General features: G+C 65.7%; 15 protein-coding genes. 12 read left to right on the top strand and 3 right to left on the bottom strand.

Annotation, left to right across the window (positions count from 1 at the left end):
* Positions 1–14 precede the first annotated feature (14 nt).
* A complete protein-coding gene (locus HH302_RS21830) occupies positions 15–257 on the bottom strand; it encodes a hypothetical protein (protein WP_172205200.1) in 243 nt (80 codons plus the stop codon).
* Between the two features lie 167 nt (positions 258–424).
* Between HH302_RS21830 and HH302_RS21835 the strand changes: the two genes are divergently transcribed.
* The 7 genes from HH302_RS21835 (at position 425) to HH302_RS22640 (ending at position 6,804) form a co-directional block, all read left to right on the top strand.
* Positions 425–640, top strand: coding sequence for a VF530 family DNA-binding protein (locus tag HH302_RS21835; RefSeq protein WP_172205203.1), 216 nt, complete (start codon positions 425–427; stop codon positions 638–640).
* A 114-nt stretch (positions 641–754) separates the two neighbouring features.
* The gene (locus HH302_RS21840; RefSeq protein WP_172205206.1) at positions 755–1,702 is read left to right on the top strand and encodes a bifunctional riboflavin kinase/FAD synthetase; all 948 of its coding nucleotides are present in this window, start codon (positions 755–757) and stop codon (positions 1,700–1,702) included.
* 111 nt (positions 1,703–1,813) lie between these two features.
* A complete protein-coding gene (ileS, locus tag HH302_RS21845) occupies positions 1,814–4,621 on the top strand; it encodes an isoleucine--tRNA ligase (RefSeq protein ID WP_172205209.1) in 2,808 nt (935 codons plus the stop codon).
* Positions 4,614–5,105 (top strand): signal peptidase II, encoded by a 492-nt coding sequence (lspA, locus tag HH302_RS21850; RefSeq protein WP_172205212.1) that lies wholly within the window; start codon positions 4,614–4,616, stop codon positions 5,103–5,105. The genes ileS and lspA overlap by 8 nt, the downstream gene beginning before the upstream one ends.
* Complete coding sequence (locus tag HH302_RS21855; protein ID WP_172205215.1) at positions 5,102–5,530, top strand: peptidylprolyl isomerase; 429 nt, start codon at positions 5,102–5,104, stop codon at positions 5,528–5,530. The genes lspA and HH302_RS21855 overlap by 4 nt, the downstream gene beginning before the upstream one ends.
* Positions 5,531–5,579: 49 nt before the next feature.
* Positions 5,580–6,509, top strand: a complete 930-nt coding sequence (ispH, locus tag HH302_RS21860; protein ID WP_172205217.1) for a 4-hydroxy-3-methylbut-2-enyl diphosphate reductase — start codon at positions 5,580–5,582, stop codon at positions 6,507–6,509.
* A gap of 172 nt (positions 6,510–6,681) precedes the next feature.
* Positions 6,682–6,804 (top strand): hypothetical protein, encoded by a 123-nt coding sequence (locus tag HH302_RS22640; RefSeq protein ID WP_256378377.1) that lies wholly within the window; start codon positions 6,682–6,684, stop codon positions 6,802–6,804.
* A gap of 73 nt (positions 6,805–6,877) precedes the next feature.
* Here the strand turns inward: HH302_RS22640 and HH302_RS21865 are convergent, their stop codons facing one another.
* Both HH302_RS21865 and HH302_RS21870 read right to left on the bottom strand, forming a co-directional pair.
* Complete coding sequence (locus tag HH302_RS21865) at positions 6,878–7,273, bottom strand: group II truncated hemoglobin (protein ID WP_172205220.1); 396 nt, start codon at positions 7,271–7,273, stop codon at positions 6,878–6,880.
* An 84-nt stretch (positions 7,274–7,357) separates the two neighbouring features.
* Positions 7,358–7,717: a TfoX/Sxy family protein gene (locus tag HH302_RS21870; RefSeq protein WP_172205224.1), complete on the bottom strand. Its 360-nt coding sequence runs from the start codon at positions 7,715–7,717 to the stop codon at positions 7,358–7,360.
* A 116-nt stretch (positions 7,718–7,833) separates the two neighbouring features.
* On the opposite strand from HH302_RS21870, the gene HH302_RS21875 reads away from it, so the two are divergent.
* From HH302_RS21875 to HH302_RS21895, 5 genes are all read left to right on the top strand, one after another.
* Positions 7,834–8,154, top strand: a complete 321-nt coding sequence (locus HH302_RS21875; protein WP_172205227.1) for a hypothetical protein — start codon at positions 7,834–7,836, stop codon at positions 8,152–8,154.
* A gap of 34 nt (positions 8,155–8,188) precedes the next feature.
* A complete protein-coding gene (locus HH302_RS21880) occupies positions 8,189–10,354 on the top strand; it encodes a type I secretion system permease/ATPase (protein ID WP_172205230.1) in 2,166 nt (721 codons plus the stop codon).
* Entirely contained in the window at positions 10,354–11,763 is a 1,410-nt protein-coding gene (locus tag HH302_RS21885; RefSeq protein WP_172205234.1) for an HlyD family type I secretion periplasmic adaptor subunit, read from the top strand. The genes HH302_RS21880 and HH302_RS21885 overlap by 1 nt, the downstream gene beginning before the upstream one ends.
* Entirely contained in the window at positions 11,760–12,371 is a 612-nt protein-coding gene (locus HH302_RS21890; protein WP_172205238.1) for a response regulator transcription factor, read from the top strand. The genes HH302_RS21885 and HH302_RS21890 overlap by 4 nt, the downstream gene beginning before the upstream one ends.
* A gap of 123 nt (positions 12,372–12,494) precedes the next feature.
* On the top strand, positions 12,495–18,124 hold a 5,630-nt coding region (locus HH302_RS21895; RefSeq protein ID WP_172205241.1), incomplete at its 3' end, for a retention module-containing protein.

Genomic DNA, 18,124 nt, shown 5'->3' on the forward strand with positions numbered 1-18,124 from the left:
AACGCCCGCTCGGCTCAGTAAGCCGACGCGACCACGGCAACCGGCCGCTTTGCGACCACCGTGATGCGCGGAACCTGCTGGACTTCAACCGGACGCCCCGAGAGAGCCTCAGCGGTCGCAACGCTGATCTGCACGTCACTGCGGCCAAAACTCTTGCCATCGCTCACGCCGATCGCCGTCAGCATCGCCAGGCAGGCGAATACCACAACGAGCAGCGCGTTCATCACGTCGTCCAGGCGGTTCATGTTCGTGTTCATGGCGGTCTCCTTGGGGGGCTTTTTCGGGGCGTCTCGCGACGCGTTCAACGTGATGACACTGTGCCCCACCCCTCTTCGCCAAACGATGACGCGATGCGCAGCGGGAATGTGACCTTTTCACGCCGCGCCCCGTTACACTGCAGCGGCTACGCCCCCACACCGCTCCGATGCCAAGCACCCAGCCCAACAACCCACTGCATGGCCTGACACTCGAGACGATTCTCACGCAGCTCGTCGAGCGATATGGATGGGAAGAGCTCGGGCTGCTGATCCCGGTACGCTGCTTCCAGCACGAACCCAGCATCAAATCCAGCCTGAAGTTCCTGCGCCGCACCCAGTGGGCGCGCGAGCGCGTTGAGGCGCTCTATCTTCGCGGCATCTGACCGGCCGCCGAACAGCAGCCGCCTCCACACCGCGCTCAGTTCGCCCGCCCCCAGGCCCGGCCGCCCAATGCGGCACCGCCGCAGGCTATAATTCACGTTTTTTGTCAGACGCTTATGCTGGTCTTCCGCGGCCTACCCGATCGCGCTGAACACGGTTCGGTGCTCACGATCGGCAACTTCGACGGCGTGCACCGCGGCCATCAGGCCCTGCTGCAATTGCTCGTGCGCGAAGCGCGCGAGCGCGCGCTGCCGGCCACGGTGCTGACCTTCGAACCGCACCCGCGCGAGTTCTTCGCCCCTGAATCCGCCCCGCCGCGTCTGTCTCGCCTGCGCGAGAAGCTCGAATACATGGCCGAATGCGGTGTCGATCGCGTCTATGTGCTGCGCTTCAACAAAGCGCTTGCTTCGCTCGATGCCGAGGCCTTCGTCGAGAACGTGCTGGTGCGCGGTCTCGGCGTGCGGCATCTGTTGATTGGCGACGATTTCCGCTTCGGCCGCGGCCGTGGCGGCGATTTCGCTTCGCTGCAGCAAGCCGGCGAAACCTGGGGCTTCCGCGTCGAATCGATGCCGACGCTGGATTTCGACGGCGAACGGGTGTCGAGTTCGGCGGTGCGCGATGCGCTGGTCTCCGGCGACATTGAACGCGCCGAGCGCCTGATCGGCCGGCCCTACACGATGAGCGGCCGGGTAATGCATGGTGACAAGATCGGCCGCACGATCGGCTTCCCGACCGCGAACATCCAGATCAAGCGCAACCGCGCGGCGCTGCATGGCATCTACACGGTGACGGTGGATGGCATCGGCGACGGGCCATGGCCGGGCGTGGCGAGCCTTGGCAATCGGCCGACGATCACCAAGAACGGCGCAGCGCGGCTGGAGGTCTTCCTGTTCGGATTCAACGGCGATCTGTACGGCAAGCACTTGCAGGTGCACTTCCTGCACAAGCAGCGCGACGAGGAAAAGTACGGCTCGCTGGAAGAGCTGACCGCGGCGATCAACCGCGACTGCGAGATCGCGAAGGAAGTGCTCGCACAGCATCGAATTCCGGTGCCGGCGACCTGAGCGGTCGTCGGCGCCCCGCCTTGTCGGCGGCAGCCCTGCGTGAGTACCCCGCGGCGCCCGCCCTGAACCGAATCCCCTGCATTCACGCAAAGATTGAAGAGATAGCAAGCCATGGCTGATTACCGGAAAACGATGAACCTGCCCGACACCGCCTTCCCGATGCGCGGTGACCTGCCCAAGCGCGAGCCAGGTTGGGTGGCGGGCTGGCAGAAGGGCCAGCTGTACCAGAAGATCCGCAAGACCAGCGCCGGCCGCCCGAAGTTCATCCTGCACGACGGCCCGCCCTACGCGAACGGCAACCTGCACCTGGGCCACGCGCTGAACAAGATCCTCAAGGACATCATCGTCCGCTCGAAGACCCTGGCCGGTTTCGACGCCCCCTATGTGCCAGGCTGGGACTGCCACGGCCTGCCGATCGAACACAAAATCGAAGTCACGCATGGCAAGAACCTGCCTGCCGACAAGGTGCGCGAGCTGTGCCGCGCCTACGCCGCCGAACAGGTCGAGATCCAGAAGAAGGAATTCATCCGCCTCGGCGTGCTGGGCGACTGGGACAACCCTTACCTGACGATGGCCTTCGCCAACGAAGCGGGTGAGATCCGCGCGCTGGCCGAGATGGTCAAGCAAGGCTATGTCTTCAAGGGCCTCAAGCCGGTGAACTGGTGCTTCGACTGCGGCTCGGCACTGGCTGAAGCGGAAGTCGAATACGCCGACAAGAAGTCGCCGACGATCGACGTGGCCTTCGCGGTGTCGGATGCCGACGCCGGCAAGCTCGCCGCCGCCTTCGGCCTCGCTGCGCTGTCCAAGACCGCCTACGCGGTGATCTGGACCACCACGCCCTGGACGATCCCCGCCAACCAGGCGCTCAACATGCACCCGGAGTTCGAGTACGCGCTGGTCGACACCGGCGAGAAGCTGCTGGTGCTGGCCAAGGACTTGGTCGAGGATTCGCTCAAGCGCTACGGCCTCGAAGGCGCAGTGCTCGCGACCACCAAGGGCCAGGCGCTCGATCGCATCGAGTTCCGCCACCCCTTCTTCGACCGCGTCTCGCCGGTGTATCTGGCCGACTACGTGGGGCTGGATGCCGGTACCGGCGTGGTGCACTCGGCGCCCGCGCACGGCGTGGACGACTTCAATTCCTGGCTCGCCTACGGCCGCCGCAACGACGAGATCATCTCCATCGTCAAGGGCAACGGCGTCTACGTTGAAGACCTGCCCTTCTTCGGTGGCCAGATGATCTGGAAGGCCAACCCGGTCATCGTCGAGAAGCTCACCGAAGTCGGCGCCCTGCTCTCGCACGGCACCGTGAGCCACAGCTACATGCACTGCTGGCGCCACAAGACGCCGGTGATCTACCGCGCCACCGCGCAGTGGTTCGTCGGCATGGATAAATTGCCGAAGGATGGAAAGAGCCTGCGCGACAAGGCGCTGGGCGCGGTCGAGGCGACCGCCTTCTACCCCGCCTGGGGCAAGCCGCGCCTGCACGCGATGATCGCCAACCGCCCGGACTGGTGCATCTCGCGCCAGCGCACCTGGGGCGTGCCGATCCCCTTCTTCCTGCACAAGGAAACCGGTGAGCTGCACCCGCGCACCGTCGAGCTGATGGAAGAAGTCGCCAAGCGCGTTGAGGTCTCCGGCATCGAAGCCTGGTCCAAGCTCGACGCCGCCGAACTGCTGGGTGCCGAAGCCGAGCAGTACACGAAGATCAGTGACACGCTGGACGTGTGGTTCGACTCCGGCACCACGCACTGGCATGTGCTGCGGGGCTCGCACAACGATGGCCACACCAGCGGCCCGCGCGCCGACCTGTACCTCGAAGGTTCGGACCAGCACCGCGGCTGGTTCCACTCCTCGCTGCTGACCGGCGCCGCGATCGACGGCCACGCGCCCTACAAGGCGCTGCTGACGCACGGTTTCACCGTGGACCAGCAGGGTCGCAAGATGAGCAAGTCGCTCGGCAACGTGATCCTGCCGCAGGAAATCAGCGACAAGATGGGCGCGGAAATCCTGCGCCTGTGGGTCGCGGCCACCGACTACTCGGGCGAACTCGCGGTGTCGAAAGAGATCCTCGACCGCGTCGTCGAAACCTACCGCCGCATCCGCAACACGCTGCGTTTCTTGCTCGCGAACACCGCCGACTTCGACATCACGACAAACGCCGTGCCGGTTGAGCAGTGGCTCGATATCGACCGCTACGCGCTGGCCTTCACCCGCAAGCTCGCGACGCAGGCCGAGGCCGACTACGCGAAGTTCGAATTCCACCGCGTGGTGCAGGCGCTGCAGATCTTCTGCTCGGAAGACCTCGGCGCCTTCTACCTCGACATCCTCAAGGACCGCCTCTACACCACCGCGCCGGATTCCGTGGCACGCCGCGCCGCGCAGACGGCGCTGTGGCACATCGTGCAGACGGTGGTGAAGCTGATGGCGCCTATCCTCTCCTTCACGGCAGAGGAAATCTGGGCGGTGCTCAACGGCAACAACCCGGACGAATCGGTGATGCTGCACACCTTCCACGCCCTGCCAGCGCAGGAAGGCGAAGCCGGGCTGATCGCCCGTTGGGAGACGATCCGCGCAGTGCGTGGCGAAGTCTCCAAGGCGGTTGAAGCGGTGCGCACCGAAGGCAAGATCGGTGCCTCGCTGCAAGCCGAAGTCGAGATCCGCGCAGGCAGCGACAAGTTCGATGCGCTGGCCTCACTCGGCGACGACCTCAAGTTCGTGCTGATCACCTCGGCCGCGACCCTGGTGAAGGTGGCGGGCGAAGCCGACGAGGCGATCGTCGTCACGCCGACCGCGCAACAGAAGTGCGAGCGCTGCTGGCACTGGCGCGCGGACGTCGGCGTGAACGCCGAACACCCCACGCTGTGCGGCCGCTGCGACAGCAACCTGCATGGCGACGGCGAGGTGCGTACGCATGCCTAAGCGTTTCCTGGCTTGGCTCAGCCTCTCGGGCCTGGTGATCGTGCTCGACCAGATCACCAAGCTCGCGGTGCTGCGCAACCTGAAGCTCGGCGAGGCGATCCCCTACACCGACTTCTTCCAGCTGGTACTGGTGTACAACCCGGGCGCGGCGTTCAGCTTCCTCGCCAACCAACCGGGCTGGCAGAAGTGGTTCTTCGTCACGCTGGCGATCGTGATCTCGACCTGGCTGCTGGTGCTGTTGAAGCGCCACGCCAGCGAGCGCCTGCAGCCGCTGGCCTTCGCGCTGATCATCGGTGGCGCGCTGGGCAACGTGATCGACCGCATCGCCTACGGTGCGGTGGTCGACTTCCTGTATTTCCATGTCGGCCGTTACGGCTGGCCAGCGTTCAACGTGGCGGACTCGGCGATCTCCGTCGGCGCCGTGTTGATGATTGCAGCCCAACTCTTTGCGGGCCGCCAGCCGGCCGCGGACACCAAGTCATGAACCTGATCGGCAACGAAAGCCTCGTCACGCTGCACTTCCGTTTCGCGCTGCCGGACGGCACCGTGATGATCTCGACCTTCGAATCGACGCCAGCCACGCTGCAGATCGGCCGCGGCGAACTCGGCCGCAAGATCGAGGACTGCCTGATCGGGCTGTCGGTCGGCGCCGAGCGCAGCTTCGATCTGGCCGCCGGCGAAGCCTTCGGGCCGCGCCACGAAGAGCTCGTCGAGCGAATCCCGCGCAGCGAACTTCCCGCCGACGTGGAACTCGAAGCGCAGGCGGTGCTGACCTTCACCGCGCCGGACGGCAATGCCTTCTCCGGCCAGGTGCTGGAACTGGACGACGAGAGCGTGGTGATCGATTTCAACCACCCGCTCGCCGGCCGAGCCGTGCGTTTCGATGTGCAGGTGGTCGGCGTCAGCTGACATCCGCACTTCCAAAAAGAACAGAACCAGCCCCATACAGAGACCGAACATGGAAGTCCTCCTCGCCAACCCCCGCGGCTTCTGCGCCGGCGTGGAACGCGCCATCACCATCGTCGAACGCGCGATCGCGCTGTACGGCGCGCCGATCTACGTACGGCACGAAGTGGTGCACAACAAGTTCGTCGTGGATGACCTGCGCAACAAGGGTGCGGTGTTCATCGAAGACCTCGCCGATGTGCCGGCTGGCAACACGGTGATCTTCTCCGCGCACGGCGTGTCACAGGCAGTCCGTGCCGAGGCCGAGGCCCGTGGCCTGAAGGTCTTCGACGCAACCTGTCCGCTGGTGACGAAGGTGCACATCGAGGTCCAGCGAATGCGCGATCAGGGCCGCGAGATCATCATGATCGGCCACAAGGGCCACCCGGAAGTCGAAGGCACGATGGGCCAGAGCGAGGGCGGCATGTACCTCGTCGAGACCGTCGAAGACGTCGCTGCGCTGCAGGTCAAAGACGAAAACCTGCTCGCCTACGTGACGCAAACGACGCTGTCGGTGGACGACGCGCAGACGGTGGTGGATGCACTGCGCGCCCGCTTCCCGGCGATCGTCGGCCCGAAGAAGGACGACATCTGCTACGCCACGCAAAACCGCCAGGATGCGGTGAAGTTCATGACGCCGCAGGTGGATGTGGTGTTCGTGGTCGGCTCGAAGAACAGCTCAAACTCCAACCGCCTGCGCGAGGTTGCAGCGCTGCGCGGCGTGCCCGCCTACCTGGTCGACAACGCGGCGGGCATCGACCCGGCCACGCTGGAAGGCAAGCGGCGGATTGGCGTCACCGCTGGGGCTTCTGCGCCCGAGGTGCTGGTCAACGAAGTGATCGAACGGGTCAAGGCGCTCAGCGGCGCCAGCGTGCGCACGCTGGAAGGCGTGACCGAGAACGTGAACTTCCCGATCCCCGCAGAGCTGCGGCCGCAGTCGTAAGCGACAAACCGCTCGCGACGAAAGCCCGGCCTCGGCCGGGCTTTTTGCTTTGTCGCGGGCGCGACAAAGCTTGAGCCATCGCAAGCACGCTGCCACTGCAAGCCCTTAATCTGACAGTGATTTCTGCGCTCCGATTCAGTCTCCCCCGACCTTGGAGCGCGAGGAGCTTGCCATGTTCACGATTCTCGCCCTGCTGACCGTTGCAGCAGCCTACCCGACCTGGAAGGCGTTCAAGGACGCCGAGGCCGGCAAGTTCGACAAGCCGGTCTACAAGCGGCCGAACTTCTACATTTGAACCCACTTGCGGGGGGCCGTCGGCACGGCTGACCGGCCCTTGCGAGTTGGCCCAGCCGCCGCCTCGGCGCGGCTCAGCCCGGCTGGTTTCGCATCCAGTCGGCGGTTTTGAACAGCGAGCCCTCGAGATGCTGCCGCAGCGCGGCTGACATGGGCTGCGCATCCATCGCCTTGTGCATGCAGGCGAGCCACTGGTCGCGCTCCTTGACCCCGATCGGGAAAGGCATGTGACGGGCGCGCAGCATCGGGTGGCCCTTGCGCTCGACGAACATGTCCGGCCCGCCCAGCCAGCCCGACAGAAACCAGTACAACTTGTCGCGCGACTCATCCAGATGCGCCGGATGCAAGGCGCGCAGCTCAGCAAACTCGGGCTCCAGGTCCATCAGGTCGTAGAAACGATCGACCAGGGCGCGCACCGCGGCGTCGCCGCCTAGCATGTCGTACGGGGTGTTTTCGGGGCTCGGATGCATCGTGAGGCTCTCATGAAACGAGCCGCGATGATGCCACGAAGCCGGCACACGCCCGAGCCCGCGGCCATCGCCCTCTCACCACCCTCACCCTTCAGGCGGATTCGTCTTGCGCGGCGAGCGCAGCGCAGCCTCGATGCCCTTGCGTGCCCAGCGCAGAAACTCCACGTCGTCATCCATCGCGGCTTCCGGCAAGGGGTAGTAGCGCAGGGATTGCGGGCTGCCATCCTTCATCGCATAGGTGAATGGGCTCAAACCCTCGCGTTCGAAATCGGGCACGCTCAGTGAGTCCGCCTTCACGTAGAACACATCATCACTGACGATCGCGAAGAACAGCTCACCGCTGTAGAGCCCGTAGGCGCCGAACATCCGCCGCGCGCGAATCGCCCCGAACGGTGCGAGGCGTTCGCAGAGCCAATCCACATACTCGTTGCGTCGCGTCGCCATGCTTTCTCCTGCCCGCTCAAGTTTCTTGAATACCCGCCGAAATCCCTCGTCAGGAGCGCGTTCCGGCGTTTCAGGTGACAAAACTTTACTAGGCCGCTCATAGGCCGGGAGCTAACATGCCCTTCGTCCGCCGAAATCCGCAAGGAGAGATTGTCGCGATCCTGCGGGATCAGGAAGCGGATGCGCAGGAAGAGCTGTCCAACGACCACCCGGATCTGCTGGCATTCATCGGTCGCGACCCCGGCGAGAGCTTCGCTGCGCTGGATGCAGACTTCATCCGCGTGCTGGAAGACCTGATCGACGCGCTGATCGACAAGGGCGTCCTGCGGGTGACCGATCTGCCGCACGGCGCACAGCGTAAACTCTCGGCCCGCAAGGGTCTGCGGCGGCGCCTCGTCGGCGCGCTCGATCTGCTTGGCGACCAGGACGTGATCTGACCCCGCGCGCCCAGCGACAGGACCGGAATTCTGAATGAGCGACACCCAGCCGAACACCAAACCCTGGGAGGTCAACGAGCACGGCGTGCATGACGATCCGCTGCTCGACTGCCTCGCCGCCCTCACCCGTATCCACGGCAGCCCCTGGACCCACGAAGCGCTGGCCGCCGGCCTACCGCTGGTGAACAACCGGCTGACACCCTCACTGTTGCCGCGTGCCGCCGCGCGGGCAGGCCTTTCCGCCCGCCTGGTGCGCCAGGCGCTGTCGGCCGTTCGCCCGGCGCTGCTGCCGGTGATCCTGCTGCTCAACGACGGCCGCGCCTGCCTGCTGCTTGAACTGGGCGAGCAAGGCGATGCGCGGGTGCGCTTCCCCGAGGCCGGCGAGACCGCCGTCGCGCTCAGCCAGGACGAACTCGCAGCCCTGCATGCCGGCGTGGTCTGCTATGTGCGCCCCCGCTTCCGCTTCGAAGCGCGTGTGCCCGAAGTCGGCAAGGTGCGCGCGCGGCACTGGTTCTGGGGTGCGGTGTTTTCCAACTGGCGGCTGTACCGGGACGCGGTGTTGGCCTCGGTGCTGGTGAACATCTTCGCATTGGCGATGCCGCTGTTCTCGATGAACGTGTACGACCGCGTCGTACCCAACCGTGCCGAGGAAACCCTCTGGGTCCTCGCGGTGGGCGCGGTACTCGTACTCGGCTTCGACCTCGCGCTGCGAACGCTGCGCGCCTACATCATCGACACCGCCGCGAAGCGGATCGACGTGTCGCTGTCGTCGAAGATCCTCGAACGCGTGCTGGGCATGCGGATGGAGTCGCGCCCGGAATCCGTCGGTTCGTTTGCGTCAAACCTGCGGGCGTTCGAGAGCGTGCGCGACTTCATCGCCTCGGCCACCGTCACCACGCTGGTCGACCTGCCCTTCGTGTTTGTATTTGCCTTCGTCGTGGCCTGGCTGTCGCCCTGGCTGCTGCTGCCCGCATTCGCCGGTGCGGTGATCGTGCTGTTCCTCGCCTTCGTGGTGCAGGACAAGATGCACGAACTGACCGAGACGAGCTATCGCGCCAGCGCGCAGCGCAACGCCACACTGGTCGAGAGCCTGGTCGGCATCGAGTCGATCAAGACCGCTGGCGCCGAGGGCTGGATCCAGCGCCGCTGGGAACGGACCACGCTGTTCCTCGCCCAGGTCGGCACGCGCTCCAAGCTGCTCTCTTCGCTGATCGTCAACTTCTCGCAGACGGTGCAGCAGGCGGTGTCGGTGGTGGTGATCATCACCGGCGTGTATCTGCTGCTTGATGCCAAGCTCTCGATGGGCGGCATCATCGCCGCAAGCATGCTGACTGGCCGGATGCTGGCACCGCTGGGTCAAGTGGTCGGGCTGTTGCTGCAGTATCACAACGCACGCACCGCACTGACTGGCATCGAACAGCAGATGACGCTGCCGATCGAACGCCCCGACGACGCACCTTTCCTGCACCGAGCCCAGTTCCGCGGCGAAATCGAATTCCGCGACGTGAGCTTCCAGTATCCGGGCCGCGAGCAGTACGCGCTGCGGCGGGCTTCGTTCCGCATCACTGCCGGCGAGAAGGTCGGCGTGATCGGGCGCGTCGGCTCCGGCAAGACGACGCTGGAGAAACTGATCCTCGGGCTCTATCAACCAACCGATGGCGCAGTGCTGGTCGATGGCATCGACGCGCGCCAGATCGATCCGGCCGAATTGCGCCGCGCGGTGGGCTTCGTGCCGCAAGACGCCACGCTGTTCTACGGCAGCCTGCGCCAGAACATCGCGCTGGGCGCGCCCTTCGCCGACGATGCGGCGATCCTTGCGGCTGCGGACATCGCCGGCGTCACCGAGTTTGCCAATGCGCATCCGCGTGGCTTCGACATGCCGATTGGCGAGCGCGGCGAATCGCTATCGGGCGGGCAGCGGCAGGCGGTCGCGATCGCGCGCGCCTTGCTGAACGATCCGCCGATGCTGCTGCTCGACGAACCCTCCAGCAACATGGATCACCAGAGCGAAGACCGGCTCAAGAAGAAGCTGCGCGAGTTCGCGCACGCCAAGACGCTGCTGCTGGTCACGCACCGCACCGCACTGCTGGAACTGGTGGACCGCCTGATCGTCATCGACAACGGCCAGATCGTCGCTGACGGCCCCAAGGCGCAAGTCGTGGAAGCCCTGCAGCAGGGCCGCATCGGGAGGGCGCACTGATGAAGCTCCGCATCCCCGCCCTGCTCCAACGCGCCGGCCAGTGGTCCTTCCGCAAGACAACCGGGGCGCTCGATCGCTTGCTGCTGTTCGCGAGCAAGCGCGATCTGCACGACGACGCAGACTTCCTCGCCGATGCTGACTGGGCAATCGCCGAGCAAACGCCGCGCGGCGCGCGCCTCGCTGTCTGGATTTCGCTCGCCGCAGTGGTGGTACTGATCATCTGGGCCGCGTTTGCGCAAATCGACGAAGTCACGCGGGGTGACGGCAAGGTGATCCCGTTCTCGCAGAACCAGCTGATCCAGAGCCTCGACGGCGGCATCGTGCAGCAGATCCTGGTGCGCGAGGGACAAACCGTCGAGAAGGGTCAGTTGCTGCTGAAGATCGACCCCACCCGCTTCGTCTCTTCGCTGCGTGAAAACCGCTCGCAGTACTTGTCACTGCTGGCCAAGGCAGCGCGCCTTGAAGCGATTGCGGAGGGGCGCGCATACGAGCCACCGCCCGAGGCACTGAAAGAGGTGCCGGACGTGGTTGAGCAGGAGCGTGCCGCCTTCGAATCAAAGCGGCTTGAAGTGGAAGCCACCGTCGGCATCGCACGCCAGCAGCTCACCCAACGCACTCAGGAACTCAACGAAGTGCGCGCGCGCCGCGAGCAGGCCTCGCAAAGCTACGACCTCACCGCCCGCGAGCTGGAAGTCACCCGCCCGCTGACCAAGACCGGCGCCGTGTCCGACGTCGAACTGCTGCGCCTGGAACGCGACGTGGCACGCTACCGTGGCGAGCGCGATGCGGCGAATGCGCAGATCCCACGCATCCAGGCGGCGATCGGCGAAGCCCAGCGCAAGATCCAGGAAGTCGAGCTGCAGATGAAGAACCAGGCGCGCTCGGATCTTTCCGACGTCAGCGCAAAGCTTGGCACTTTGTCCGAAGGCAGCGTGGCGCTCGCCGACCGCGTGAAGCAATCTGAAGTGCGCGCACCGATGCGCGGCACCGTGAAACAGATCTTCGTGCACACCGTCGGCGGCGTGGTGCAGCCAGGCAAGGAAGTGGTCGCGATCGTGCCGAGCGACGATGCGCTGCTGCTGGAAGCGCGCGTACTGCCCAAGGACATCGCCTTCCTGCGCCCGGGCCAGAAGGCGCAGGTGAAGTTCACCGCCTACGATTTCTCGATCTACGGCGGGCTCGAAGGCACGCTCGAACAGATCGGCGCCGACACCGTGGTGGACGAAAAAGGCAACGCTTTCTACGAAGTGCGCGTGCGCACGACGACCAGCACGATCGGGCCGAAGAAGCTGCCGATCATTCCGGGCATGGTCGCGGAAGTCGATATCCTGACCGGCAAGAAGTCGATCCTGACCTACCTGCTCAAACCCGTGATCCGCGCCAAGGCGGCGGCGATGACTGAACGATGACGCATCCGCTGCTGGTTCTCGCCACCCACGACGACCACCTTGCCCGGCGCTGGCATGCGCTCGGCGAGCGCTGGCCGATCGTGCGCGCCAATCGCTTTGATGCCCTGCCCGCTGGCGCACGCCTGGCACTGATCGACGCCGAACTGCCCGATCTGCCGCCGCTGGGCGACCCGCGCTGGCCGCGCCTGGCGGCCAGTTTGCGCATGGTCTTCGCGAGCAGCAGGCCGAACGATAGCGAGGGCCTCGCCGCAATCGAAGCCGGTTGCAGCGGCTACTGCCATGCTTTCGCGTCGCTGGAGCAACTGACCCAGGTAGTGGATGTTGTGGAGTCTGGCGAACTGTGGGTAGGCCGCGCGATCCTCAACCGCCTGTTGCGCGCGGTGGACCACGCCAGCAAGGCCCCCGCCGCACCCGGCTGGGCCGCCGGGCTCACCGAGCGCGAACAGGAAGTCGCACAGCGTGCCGCACTCGGCGAATCGAACGCAGACATCGCCGCTGCGCTCGAGATCACCGAGCGGACTGTCAAATCCCACCTCAGCGCGGTGTTCGAAAAAATGGGCGTGGCCGACCGCCTGCAGCTCGCGCTGCGTGTGCACGGCATCAAATAAGCGCGCCGTGTAACACCGTTTCACAAGCAGGCCCTGTCTCCCTGTCCTTGAGTACGATGCGCCGCCCCGCCGGGCGGCGTAGTTTCGAGGGCAATCTGAATCAGTCCGTCCGGGAGACATTTCATGGCCACCACCACCAACCGCGCTGAAGGTACCGTTGCCCGCCTCGAAGGCAAGGCCTGGGTACGCGAAGCGGACGGCAGCCTGCGCCCGATCCACCTTGGCGATCGCATCGCCGAGGGTCAGGTGGTCGTGACCGACAACGGCGCGGTGATCGAACTGCGTGGCCCACATGGCGACCCGGTGACCCTGGGCGGCGGGCGCGAGGTGCTGGCGGACGCGGGCTTGCTGACGCAGGACGCAGTGCCGGCGCAGGACGCCGCCCTGACGCCGCCCGACGCCGAACTCGAACGCGTGATCGCATCGCTTAACGCGGGCGCCGACCCGCTTGCCGAACTGGACCCGACGGCGGCAGGCCTCGGTGGTGGTAGTGGTGGCGACGGGCACGGTTTCGTGCGCCTGCTGCGCATCAGCGAAGGTGTGGACCCGCTGAGCTTCCAGACGAGCGGCCCGATCGCGACAGACACGGTCGAGCGGCAGACGCTTTCAGCCATCACCACCGACGCCAACGCGGCGCCGGAAGCAGCCCCACTGTCGGTGACCCTGCCTGAAGACACCAGCACCGGCATCCGGCTCGACGGCGTGCTGAGCGACCCCAACGGCGACCCGGTAACGCTGGTTGGCACGCCCACGGCTAGCGTCGGCACTGTCACCGTCAACACCGACGGCACCCTCACCTATACCCCGCCGCCCAACTACAACGGGCCGGCAACAATCATCTACACCGTCAGCGACGGCCGCGGCGCCACCACCGACGGCACCATCACCGTTAACGTGACGCCGGTGAATGACGCACCGACCGCAACCAACGTCGCGGTCACAACACTGGAAGACACCCCTGTTGCAGGCCGCACGCCGGGGTCGGATGTCGACGGCGACACGCTGAGCTACGCCAAGGGCTCGGACCCCGCGCACGGCAGCGTCACCGTTAACACCGACGGCACCTGGGTCTACACCCCGACGAAGGATTACAACGGGCCGGACTCGTTCACGGTCACCGTGTCGGACGGCAAGGGCGGCACCACAACGGCCACCGTCAGCGTCGGTGTCACGCCGGTCAACGACGCGCCGGTTCCCGGCACCACCGATGGGCCCGCCGGCACGCCGGTCAGCGATGCCAACATCGACCCGGCAACCGGCCACTACACGCTCAGCACCCCCGAGGACACGCCGATCAGCGGACAGGTGAAGGCCACGGACGTTGATGGCGACAGCCTGAGCTTCGCGAAGGCGAGCGACCCGGCTCACGGCAGCGTCACCGTTAACACGGACGGCACCTGGACCTACACGCCGGCGAAAGACTTCAACGGGCCGGACAGCTTCACCGTGACCGTATCGGACGGCAAGGGCGGCACGGCCATTGCCACGGTGGATATCGGCGTCACCCCCGTCGGTGACGTTGCGGTCATCACCCCCGCCACACTCGGCGGCGACCAGGGCAACGTGACCGAGGACGCAGTGCTGCTCGCCACCGGCAAGCTCAACGTTGTCGATCCGGATACCGGCGAGGCCGTGTTCCAGGCGGGCACACAGACTGGCAGCTATGGCCAGCTCACGATCGACGCGAACGGCAACTGGACGTACACCCTCGACAACGCATCGGCCACCGTGCAGGCGCTCAAGAGCAGCGATGCGGTCACCGACACCATCGTCGTGCGCAGTGCCGACGGCACACCACACAACATCGTCGTCACGGTGCATGGGCAAGATGAAACCAGCACCACCGGTCGTGGCACCGTGCAGGAAGACACCACGCTGACCAGCAGCGGCACCCTGGTCGCAACCGGCGTATCCACCTACGTTGCCGGCACGCAGACCGGCGCCTATGGCAACCTCGCAGTCGGCACCGATGGCGCTTGGACCTACACGCTGCGCAACGGCGACACCGCCGTTCAGGCACTCAACGCTGGCGACGGCAAGAGCGAGACCTTCGTCGTCAAGCTCTCTGACGGCTCCACGACTACCGTCAGCATCAACGTACTTGGCACCAACGATATTGCCGTGATCACCCCCGCGACGCCGGGTGCTGACGCCGGCGCGGTGAAGGAAGACGTCACGCTGACGACCGGCGGCCAGTTGCTGGTCTCCGACGTCGACGCAGGCCAGGCGGTGTTCCAACCTCAGACGGCCGTCGCGGGTGCGCATGGCTCGTTCTCGATCGACACTGCAGGCAACTGGACTTACACGCTGAACAACGCCGACCCGGCGGTGCAGGCGCTGGGCGAAGGCCAGTCGCTGCCGAGCGAAGTCTTCACGGTGAAGAGTGCCGATGGCACCACCAGCACGGTGACTGTAGCCATCACCGGCACGAACGACGGAGCGGTGATCACCCCCGCGACGCCGGGTGCTGACGCCGGTGCGGTGAAGGAAGACGTCACGCTGACGACCGGCGGCCAGTTGCTGGTCTCCGACGTCGACGCCGGCCAGGCTGTGTTCCAGTCGCAGACAGCGGTTGCCGGTGCGCATGGCTCGTTCTCGATCGACGCCGCCGGCAACTGGACTTACACGCTGAACAACGCTGACCCGGCGGTACAAGCGCTGGGCGAAGGCCAGTCGCTGCCGAGCGAAGTGTTCACGGTCAAGAGTGCCGACGGCACCACCAGCACGGTGACTGTGGCCATCACCGGCACCAACGACGGTGCTGTGATCACCCCCGCGACGCCGGGTGCTGATGCCGGCGCGGTGAAGGAAGACGTGACACTGACCGCCAGCGGCCAACTCGTCGTCACCGACGTGGACGCAGGCCAAGCCGTGTTCCAGCCGCAGACGGCCGTCGCGGGTGCGCATGGCTCGTTCTCGATCGACGCCGCCGGCAACTGGACTTACGCGCTCAACAACGCCGACCCGGCAGTGCAAGCGCTGGGCGAAGGCCAGTCGCTGCCAAGCGAAGTGTTCACCGTTAAGAGTGCCGACGGCACCACCAGCACGGTGACCGTGACGATCACCGGTACCAATGATGGCGCCCAGATCACGCCGTCGGTTCCGGGCGGCGACACGGGCAGTGTCACCGAAGACGCGGTGCTGCTGGCGTCCGGCAAGCTGCTGGTCAGCGATGTCGACACCGGCGAGGCAGGCTTCCAGGCCAGCACTCAGGCCGGCGCCTATGGCTCGCTCACGATTGACGCCGCCGGCAACTGGAGCTACTCGCTCAACAACGCAGCGGCCAATGTGCAGTCGCTCAAGGGCACTGACACGGTGACCGAGACGATCGTTGTGAAGAGCCTGGATGGCACGCCGCACAGCATCGTGATCACGGTGCACGGCCAGGACGAAACGACCGCATCGGGCAACGGTACCGTACGGGAAGACACCACGCTAACCAGCACGGGCACGCTCACCACCTCGGGGGTCGCCACCTTTGTGCCGGAGACCGCGGCAGGCGCATACGGTGACCTGGTGGTTGCCGCTGACGGTACCTGGACGTACACGCTGCGCAACGCCGATAGCGCGGTGCAAGCGCTGAATGCAACGGACAGCAAGACGGAGACCTTCACGGTTGCGCTGTCCGACGGATCGAGCACCAGTATCACGATCAACGTGCTCGGCACCAACGACATTGCCAGCATCCAGGGGCCGGGGGTTGGCGCCGTGCAAGAGGCCGGCGGCATTGCGAACGCCATCCCGGGCACGCCCAACGCGTCCGGCACGCTGCTGGCCGCCGATGCGGACAACGGCGAAGCGGGCTTCCAGGCAGTTGCTCCCGCGGCGCTCAACGGCACCTACGGCACCTTCACCTTCAACGCCGCGACCGGCGCCTGGACTTACGCACTCGACAACACCAAGGCCGCGACGCAAGCGCTGACCAACGGCCAGATCGTGCATGACACGCTGACCGTCACGAGCCTCGACGGCACCGCCACCAAGGCAATCGATGTGACGGTGACCGGCGCCAACGACACCGCTGCGATCACCGGCACGGCCACGGGCACGATGACCGAGGATGTCGCCGTGACCGGCGGCAACCTCACAGCGTCGGGCAACCTGGCAGTGATCGACGTTGACGCAGGCCAAGCGGTCTTTGCGACCCCCGCGACGCTGGCCGGCACCTACGGCACCTTCACTTTCAACACCACGACCGGTGCCTGGACCTACGCTGCGAACAACGCGCAGTCCGCAATCCAGTCGCTCGGCGCAGGCCAGTCGCTGACCGATTCGATCACGGTGAAGTCGGCCGATGGCACCGCTTCGCAGGTCATCAGCGTCACGATCAACGGCGCCAACGATGGCGCAGTCATCACCCCCGCGACGCCGGGAGCCGACGCGGGCGCCGTGAAGGAAGACGTAACGCTGACCGCGAGCGGCCAACTCGTCGTCACCGATGTAGATGCCGGTCAGGCGGTGTTCCAACCGCAAACGGCGGTCGCCGGTGCGCACGGCACGTTCTCGATCGACGCCGCGGGCAACTGGGTCTACACGCTTAACAACGCCGATCCGGTGGTGCAGGCCTTGGGCGAAGGTCAGTCGTTACCCAATGAAGTATTCACGGTGAAGAGCGCCGACGGCACCGCCAGCACAGTCACAGTTGCAATCACCGGCACCAACGACGGCGCGCAGATCACCCCGTCCGTACTCGGCGCAGATACCGGGGCGGTGAAGGAAGATGTAACGCTCACGACCAGCGGCCAGTTGCTGGTCTCCGACGTCGACGCCGGCCAAGCGGTGTTCCAGCCGCAGACAGCAGTGGCCGGTGCGCATGGCTCGTTCTCGATCGACGCCGCCGGCAACTGGACTTACACGCTGAACAATGCCGACCCGGCAGTGCAAGCGCTGGGCGAAGGCCAGTCGCTGCCGAGCGAAGTGTTCACCGTGAAGAGTGCCGATGGCACCAGCAGCACGGTGACCGTAGCGATCACCGGCACCAACGATGGTCCCGTTGCCGCTGTCGACTTCAATGGTCTGACCAAAACGGATACGACTGCAGCGTCCGGCAACGTGCTGACCAACGACAGCGACATCGACACGGCGCACGCAAGCCTGATCGTGTCTGCCGTGGGCGCCACGCCGGTAAGTGGCACCACGGTGGTGGTGGGCAACTACGGCACGCTCACGATTCACGCGGACGGCAGCTACACCTACGTTCAGGACGCCAGCAACGCCGCTGTGATCGCGCTGAAGCCGACCGACGCGCCGCTGCATGACGTATTCAATTACACGCTCTCCGACGGTAGCGCGACGAGCAATGCCACGCTCGATATCGCGATTTCCGGTGCGAACACCGCGCCGGTCGCCATGCCCGCGCATGAGAACGTGACCGAGGGCGGCGCCCTGTTCAACGGCAACGTCGTCGCCACCGATGCCGAAGGCGACGCGCTGAGCTATTCGCTGATCTCGCCAGCGCCGGCGGGGCTTACGTTCAACACCGACGGCAGCTACAGCTTCAACCCTGCCAACCCGGCTTACGACCATCTGGCAGCGGGCCAAACGCAAGATGTCGTGGTGACCTATCAAGTCGCTGACGGCAAGGGCGGTTTCGACACCGATACGCTCACCATCACGATCGTCGGTACCAACGACGGCGCCACCATCGGTGGCACCGCCACCGGCACGGTGGTCGAAGCCGGTGGCGTCGCGAATGCGATCGCCGGCACGCCGAATGCGTCCGGCACGGTTACGGTGTCCGATGTCGATGCCGG

The sequence above is a fragment of the Niveibacterium sp. COAC-50 genome, assembly GCF_013184235.1.
Taxonomy (GTDB): Bacteria; Pseudomonadota; Gammaproteobacteria; order Burkholderiales; family Rhodocyclaceae; genus Niveibacterium; species Niveibacterium microcysteis.